This is a genomic window from Aneurinibacillus soli, from assembly GCF_002355375.1.
In the GTDB taxonomy this organism is placed as follows: Bacteria; Bacillota; Bacilli; order Aneurinibacillales; family Aneurinibacillaceae; genus Aneurinibacillus; species Aneurinibacillus soli.
Genome location: NZ_AP017312.1, coordinates 218,422 through 225,000 on the forward strand (window position 1 = coordinate 218,422; position 6,579 = coordinate 225,000).

Annotated in this window: 7 protein-coding genes (1 of these 7 only partly in view); all 7 read right to left on the minus strand. The window is 44.8% G+C overall.

Going from position 1 to position 6,579, the window contains the following annotated elements; translation table 11 throughout:
• Window positions 1–23: 23 nt before the first annotated feature.
• Complete coding sequence (locus tag CB4_RS01270) at window positions 24–479, minus strand: CtsR family transcriptional regulator (protein WP_096463226.1); 456 nt, start codon at window positions 477–479, stop codon at window positions 24–26.
• A gap of 203 nt (window positions 480–682) precedes the next feature.
• Entirely contained in the window at window positions 683–1,432 is a 750-nt protein-coding gene (gene pstB / locus CB4_RS01275; protein WP_096463227.1) for a phosphate ABC transporter ATP-binding protein PstB, read from the minus strand.
• 20 nt (window positions 1,433–1,452) lie between these two features.
• On the minus strand, window positions 1,453–2,331 hold the full coding sequence (gene pstA, locus CB4_RS01280; RefSeq protein ID WP_096463228.1) for a phosphate ABC transporter permease PstA: 879 nt from the start codon (window positions 2,329–2,331) through the stop codon (window positions 1,453–1,455).
• A 3-nt stretch (window positions 2,332–2,334) separates the two neighbouring features.
• Window positions 2,335–3,258 (minus strand): phosphate ABC transporter permease subunit PstC, encoded by a 924-nt coding sequence (pstC, locus tag CB4_RS01285; protein ID WP_197703130.1) that lies wholly within the window; start codon window positions 3,256–3,258, stop codon window positions 2,335–2,337.
• 80 nt (window positions 3,259–3,338) lie between these two features.
• A complete protein-coding gene (gene pstS, locus CB4_RS01290; protein WP_231956112.1) occupies window positions 3,339–4,454 on the minus strand; it encodes a phosphate ABC transporter substrate-binding protein PstS in 1,116 nt (371 codons plus the stop codon).
• Between the two features lie 248 nt (window positions 4,455–4,702).
• Window positions 4,703–6,046 carry a methyl-accepting chemotaxis protein gene (locus CB4_RS01295; protein ID WP_096463231.1) on the minus strand — a complete coding sequence of 448 codons (1,344 nt, stop codon included), beginning with the start codon at window positions 6,044–6,046 and terminating at the stop codon, window positions 4,703–4,705.
• A gap of 37 nt (window positions 6,047–6,083) precedes the next feature.
• A protein-coding gene (locus CB4_RS01300) for an IS4 family transposase (protein ID WP_096463232.1) crosses the window boundary here: on the minus strand, window positions 6,084–6,579 show its end. It continues 644 nt past the right edge of the window; only the last 496 of its 1,140 coding nucleotides appear in the window; the start codon falls outside the window, past its right edge — the gene reads right to left on this strand; its stop codon occupies window positions 6,084–6,086.

Here is a 6,579-nt window from a genome sequence, read left to right on the forward strand (position 1 = left end):
GCGTCCTCCTGACTGTATATATATTATAGAAAAAGCGCAGTAAGCATGTTTTTCAAAAGATCCGCTCGTATGCGGTCCCTAAGCGGCACAGGGACCACTGTTAACACACGTCCGGTAGCCGCTTTCATCAAACGCATCTCTTTAAGCGTAATAATCCGTTCTTCCATAAGTCTCACGATAATATTGTCGCAGGCAGCTGCTGTGATGCTTTCCCCAATGGTTTCAAGCAAAAGCTGATAAAAGAGCTGGTTATCCAAAATTTCAACTTTACGAATCCGGATATATCCTCCGCCTCCCCGCTTACTTTCTACCATGTATCCTTTCTCGACGGTAAATCGAGTGCTGATCACGTAATTAATCTGGGATGGCACACACTGGAACCTGTCAGCCAGCTCACCACGCTGGATCTCTACCGCACCATTGCCCTGCTGTAAAATCCGTTTCAAATGCTGTTCAATGATGTCGGATATGTTCCGCATGTCTGCACCTCCTCCTTATCGTTTTTATTGACTTTGACTTTCTTTGACTTTAATTATAATCATGCCGATCCTAAAATGCAAGTGGTCCATACCTCTGTATTCTCGACGGAAAATCACCTTTCTATTCTTGTATCCGGCTGATGTTATACAAAAAGAAAACGCCTCACCAGCCTGAGCCGTGGGCGTTCTGTTTGTCTTATTCCTTACCCGAAGCGTCCCGAGATGTAATCTTCTGTGCGCTTATCCTGCGGGTTTGTAAAAATCGTTTCGGTTTCATCGTACTCAACCATATCACCTAGGAGGAAGAATGCCGTGCGATCAGACACGCGTGCCGCCTGTTGCATGTTGTGCGTTACGATCACAATGGTGTATTTCTTTTTCAGCTCATACAGCAGCTCTTCCACTTTCTGTGTCGAGATTGGATCAAGTGCCGATGTCGGTTCATCCATCAGAACCACTTCTGGTTCTACCGCTAGCGTGCGTGCAATACACAAACGCTGCTGCTGACCGCCAGAGAGTCCCATTGCATTTTTATTGAGACGGTCTTTTACTTCATCCCAGAGACCGGCCTGCTCGAGGCAGCGCTCTACAATCTCATCTATCTTCTTTTTATCGCGGAAGCCATTGATACGCAATCCTGCAGCCACATTCTCATAAATTGACATGGTAGGGAATGGGTTCGGTTTCTGGAATACCATGCCGACCTGCTGACGTACGGTCACAGGATCACGGTCAGACGCATAAATATCCTGGCCTTCTAGCAGAATCTCTCCATCTACACGTGCGCCCTCGATCACTTCATGCATCCGATTAATCGCACGCAAGAACGTCGACTTTCCACAGCCGGACGGTCCAATAAAAGCTGTTACTTTATTTTTTTCCAGCGTCATATTGATATTTTTAATGGCGTGAAAATCCCCATACCATAGGTTCAAGTTCTTTGCTTCGATCATTGCGCTCCCACCTCGGTTTTTTATCGCTTCCGCGTAATCACACGCGCCGTTACGTTCAACAAAATCACCATCATAATAAGCGTCAGTGCGCCTGCCCATGCCTGCGCCTGCCACTCTGCATACGGCGAGATCGCATAATTGAATATAAGAACGGGCATAGACGCGATCGGTTGATTCAATGAATGACTCCAGTACATATTGCCGAACGCTGTAAACAGGAGCGGCGCTGTCTCGCCTGCCACACGCGCAATCGCAAGCATGACGCCGGTGATAATACCGCGCAGGGCCGTTGGCAAAATAATTTTCATAATGACGCGCCACTGTGGAATGCCGAGTGCAAGACCGGCTTCCCGCATGTGGTTCGGTACAAGCTTCAACATCTCTTCGGTTGTCCGCGTAACAGCCGGAATCATGATGAATGCCAGTGCCATACCACCCGCATAAGCGGAGAAACCGCCCATCATCAGGACAACAAGCCCATAAACGACAATCCCGACGACAATCGATGGAACACCGAGCATAATATCAGTTAAGAATGATACAAATTTTCCAAAGCGATTGCGTCCATACTCAGATAGGAAGATTCCAGCCATTAAACCAACTGGAATTCCGATGACAGACGCAAGACCAAGCAGAATAAATGTTCCAACGATACCATTGGCCATCCCGCCGCCGATCTCACCTGGAGGAGCCGGCAGCTCAGTGAAGAAGTCAAAATTAAGAGCGGATACCCCTTTAACCAGCACATATCCCAAAATGCTGAACAGAGGGGTAAGCGCGAGAATCATACTAATGATCGTCATCCCAACCATGATTTTACTTTGTGCCTGACGACGGCTGAGACGAGCGGTAGACTTCTCGAAACCTACGCCCTTACTGCTTTTTAATACACTCTCCATCGATTACTTCGCCTCCTGTACGCCCCGTGAAGTCGTCCACACGAGGAATTTCGCAAAAATGTTGACGAGCAGCGTAACCGCGAACAGGAGGAAGCCAATCTCAATGAGAGTAGATAAGTATAAGTTCGACGATGCTTCATTAAACTCGTTAGCGATGACGCTTGCCATTGTATAAGCAGGGTCAAATATAGAATCCGGAACTTCCGGCCGATTTCCGATAACCATAGTCACAGACATTGTTTCGCCAATTGCACGTCCTAACCCGATAATCATCGCACCGAGAATACCGGAACGAGAATAGGTGAGAACGGCTTTGCGAATCATTTCCCATTTGGTGGCCCCCAGTGCGAGCGCTGCTTCGCGCTGCGACTCCGGTACAACCATCAGCACCTCCCGCGAGATCGAAGCGATCGTCGGGATGATCATAATAGCTAGAATGACGCCCGCTGTAAAAATCCCTACCCCGAAGGACGGACCGCGGAAAAACGGAATGAAAGTGCCCAGTGTGTTAATAAACACAGGCGCTATATATTCGCGAATAATTGGAGATAAAACGAAAATGCCCCACAAACCGTATACAATCGACGGAATAGCCGCCAGAAGCTCAATCAAAAATCCAATCACATCGCGGAACCACTTTGGCGCGATTTCCACCAGGAAAATCGCAATTCCTACACTAATCGGTGTGGCAATCGCAAGGGCAAGGAGGGACGATACGATGGTGCCATAAATGAAAGGCCATGCCCCGAACTCTTCTGCCACTGGGTCCCATGCCTTGCTGAAAAGAAAGCTCGGGCCGTACTTGTCAATCGCAAAACTAGAACCGCGAAACATCTCCCACAGCATAATGCCCAGCATCGCAATGATGGAACAACCAAAAACATACGCAACCGCCTTAAACACCTGGTCTCCATATCGTCTCTTCAAGAGATACACTCCTCTTCCTTGAAAAAAGCGGCAAAAAACTCATCATGAGTTTTTTGCACGCTCTCCCCTGCTTTCTTTTTTTATTTCAGTACAGCTTCGCCGTTTACTTTTACTTTTTTCAGTGCTTCTACGCCTTTATCTTGCAGTTCTTTCGGCATCGGAGCGTAGTTCAGTTCACCTGCATATTTCTGGCCGTCTGTTACAGCCCATTTAAGCATGGTCAGCATTTTTTCTGCTTTTGCTTTGTCGAGTGTCAGGTTTTCCGGAACGAGTACCCATGTTGTACCTACGATCGGGTAGCTGTCTTTACCCGGCTGATTGCTCAGTTTCACTTTCAGATCTTCTGGAATGGTTGTCAGTGCGCCTTTCGCTGCCGATGTTACTGTTTCAAGCGTTGGAGCTACGAACTGACCATCTTTGTTTTTGATACTAGCTGCTGTCATGTTGTTCTGAATTACATACGCCAGCTCGACATAGCCGATTGAACCTGGTGTATTTTGCACTTGACCTGCTACGCCTTCATTACCTTTCGCCCCTGTACCTACGTTTGCCCATTTAACAGACTTACCTGTCTGCTCTTTCGTCCATTTTGCTGGCACAGCTGCGTTTAAATATGTTGTTACGATATGTGTAGTACCGGAGCCGTCAGAACGGTGTACCGGGAAGATATCAGTTGCTGGAAGTGCTACGCCTTTATTGTCCGCAGCAATTTTCGGATCGTTCCATTTTTTGATCTTGCCATTATAGATGTCTGCAATGTTTTCTGGAGTCAGCTTCAGGTTTTTCACACCTTCAAGGTTGTACGCAATGGCTACACCACCAAGTGTTACCGGAATGTGAAGCACATTACCGCCTGCTGCTTTCAGCTCATCGTCTTTCATCGGAGCATCAGAAGCTGCGAAGTCAACGGTTTTAGCAGTCAGCTGTTTGATCCCGCCGCCAGAACCAATGGATTGATAGTTTACTTTTACATCCGCATGCTCTTTGGAATATTCACTGAACATTTTAGAGAACAACGGATTTACAAATGTAGAACCTGCTCCATTCAAGAGTCCAGTGTCTCCGCTAGCTGCTTTCTCACTACCTGGTTTCGCCGTATCTTTATTTGTTGTAAGATCGTTATTGCTAGAACCACAGCCAGTAAGAGCTGTCATGATCATACCTGTAGCTGCTAATACCCCTAATTTTTTTAACACTGCAAGAATCCCCCTTAGTAGTTTTAGTAGATGAGCTCTACTAGTTTTTTTGGTGTCTCGCTCGAGATTCATAGTAAAGCACTTGAGGGGGTGGAACAAGGCATTTAACTCTATCTTTAATCTATCTTTACAAAGCGTTTACATAGTAAATAAATACAGGAAATATATGTTTTTCACAAGCAAAAAACCCTTATTTCTAAGGGCTTACGTTTTTTGTAAATTTTTAATTAAGACTCGATTATACAATCCTATATTTTAAAAATATGTATAGCATCACGAAGTTCTTCAGCCGTTTTCGCAAGAACAGTAGAAGCCGATACTATTTCTTCAATGGAAGCATTTTGTTCTTCAACAGAAGCTGCTATATTTTGTGTACTTTCTGCTGATACCTCAGATATTTGAGCAATATCGCCCATCATTTGAACCATCGTTTGAGAACTAGTGTTTACTTGCTCGATTACAGAAGTAACCTGTTGAGAATGAGTATATACTTTCTCGATAGAACTCGAGATACCTCGGAAAGCTTCTCCCGTTTGATCAACAAGCGTAAGGCCTTCTTGCACGGCGGTAAGGCCCTCTTGCATGGCCTGAATGGCTCTATGTGATTCGTTTTGAATATCACAAATGAGCGTTTGAATACTTTCTGCTGAATGGTTAGACTCTTCGGCTAATTTACGAACTTCATCTGCTACGACAGAAAATCCTTTTCCATGTTCTCCTGCCCTGGCTGCCTCAATCGCGGCATTCAATGCTAACAGGTTTGTCTGGTTTGCAATCTGTGTAATGAATTCGATAAATTTCCCGATTTCGTTTGACTTTTGGCCAAGTGATTCAATAACAGTAGCCGTAGTCTGAACCTTTTCTTGAACCACATTCATTTGTTTGGTTGTATGACTCACTACTTCATTTCCCTGAAGAGCTTGCTCTGTTGCCACACTTGAACAATCCGCAACGGTTTGAATGCTACATACGGCTTGTTCCATCCCTTTAGAGTTTTCTTCTACTACCTTTGTGGATTGCACAACAGTTGCCACCTGCTTATCGGAACCAGAAGAAACTTCCTGCATGGCAAGCGAGATCTGCTCCGTAGCTTTGCTTGCATGTTCTACATTTGCAGACATTTCTTCCGTCATAGCTGATACTTGTTCAGCATTTTGGGACACTTTATACACAATCACACGCAGCCTGTCACTCATTTTATTAAAGTCATCCGCTAAATCCTTAATTTCATCTTTGGTTTTGACGACAATCCTTTCTCCGGTTAAATCCCCCTCAGCAATCCGGCGTAGCTGTATCGCTATTTGCTTAATAGGATTAGAAATCATACGTGAGATCAGAATGCTTATGATAATACCTAATATTACCGCGCATATGCTCAATGTAATGACCAGCGTCTTGCCTGAGTGATATAAATTAACCGCTATATTGGTAGCAAGATCCGCCCCTTTGCTGTTTACATCTGCTAATTCCTCTAGCTTTTGATTTGCCTCATCAAAATAGGGCCGCGAAGACTTTATAATGGAATTCACTTCAGTCAACTTATTCTCGTGGGCATCCTCAATAAGTGCGGAAAGAGTATTGAAGTAAATCACTTCTTTTTCTTTTAAACTATCATATCAGGCCTGTTGATTAACCAATTTTAGACAAACTACTCCCCTGTATGAGTAGAGATCGACTTATTATTGTATGAATTGCAATCATCCATTCGGCCTGAAGGCTCTCAAACCGTAAAAGACGTGCAAACTGAATAAAAGATAGCATAGCGAAACGTGAAACCATCGGTTTCGCCTTCTCATAGATCCACTTTATCAAAACATAGGTAATTAAAGCCGTATACAATTGACCGTATACAGCATTTTTAGTGGTACCAAACAATACAGGTACATTTACGTGTTGCTTAATCCAGCGGAAAAACGTTTCGATTTGCCATCTGGCTTTATAAATCTCCGCAATTTTTTCGGCAGATAGGTCTCTTCGATCCGTTACGACTCGAATCTCATTCCCTTCATCATCTGTAAAAAATATAACACGATGCCGCTCTTGAGAACGACACTGAGAAGTGCCGAGATAGCACGTACTGTCTTTGATTACAGAGGATGCAGTAGAGGAGCAGCGTCGAAGAGAT

Bases quoted from the DNA above. Each gene is read 5' to 3' on its own strand.
- CB4_RS01270 (WP_096463226.1), bottom strand. From the start codon at position 479: ATGCGGAACATATCCGACATCATTGAACAGCATTTGAAACGGATTTTA.
- pstB (WP_096463227.1), bottom strand. From the start codon at position 1,432: ATGATCGAAGCAAAGAACTTGAACCTATGGTATGGGGATTTTCACGCC.
- pstA (WP_096463228.1), bottom strand. From the start codon at position 2,331: ATGGAGAGTGTATTAAAAAGCAGTAAGGGCGTAGGTTTCGAGAAGTCT.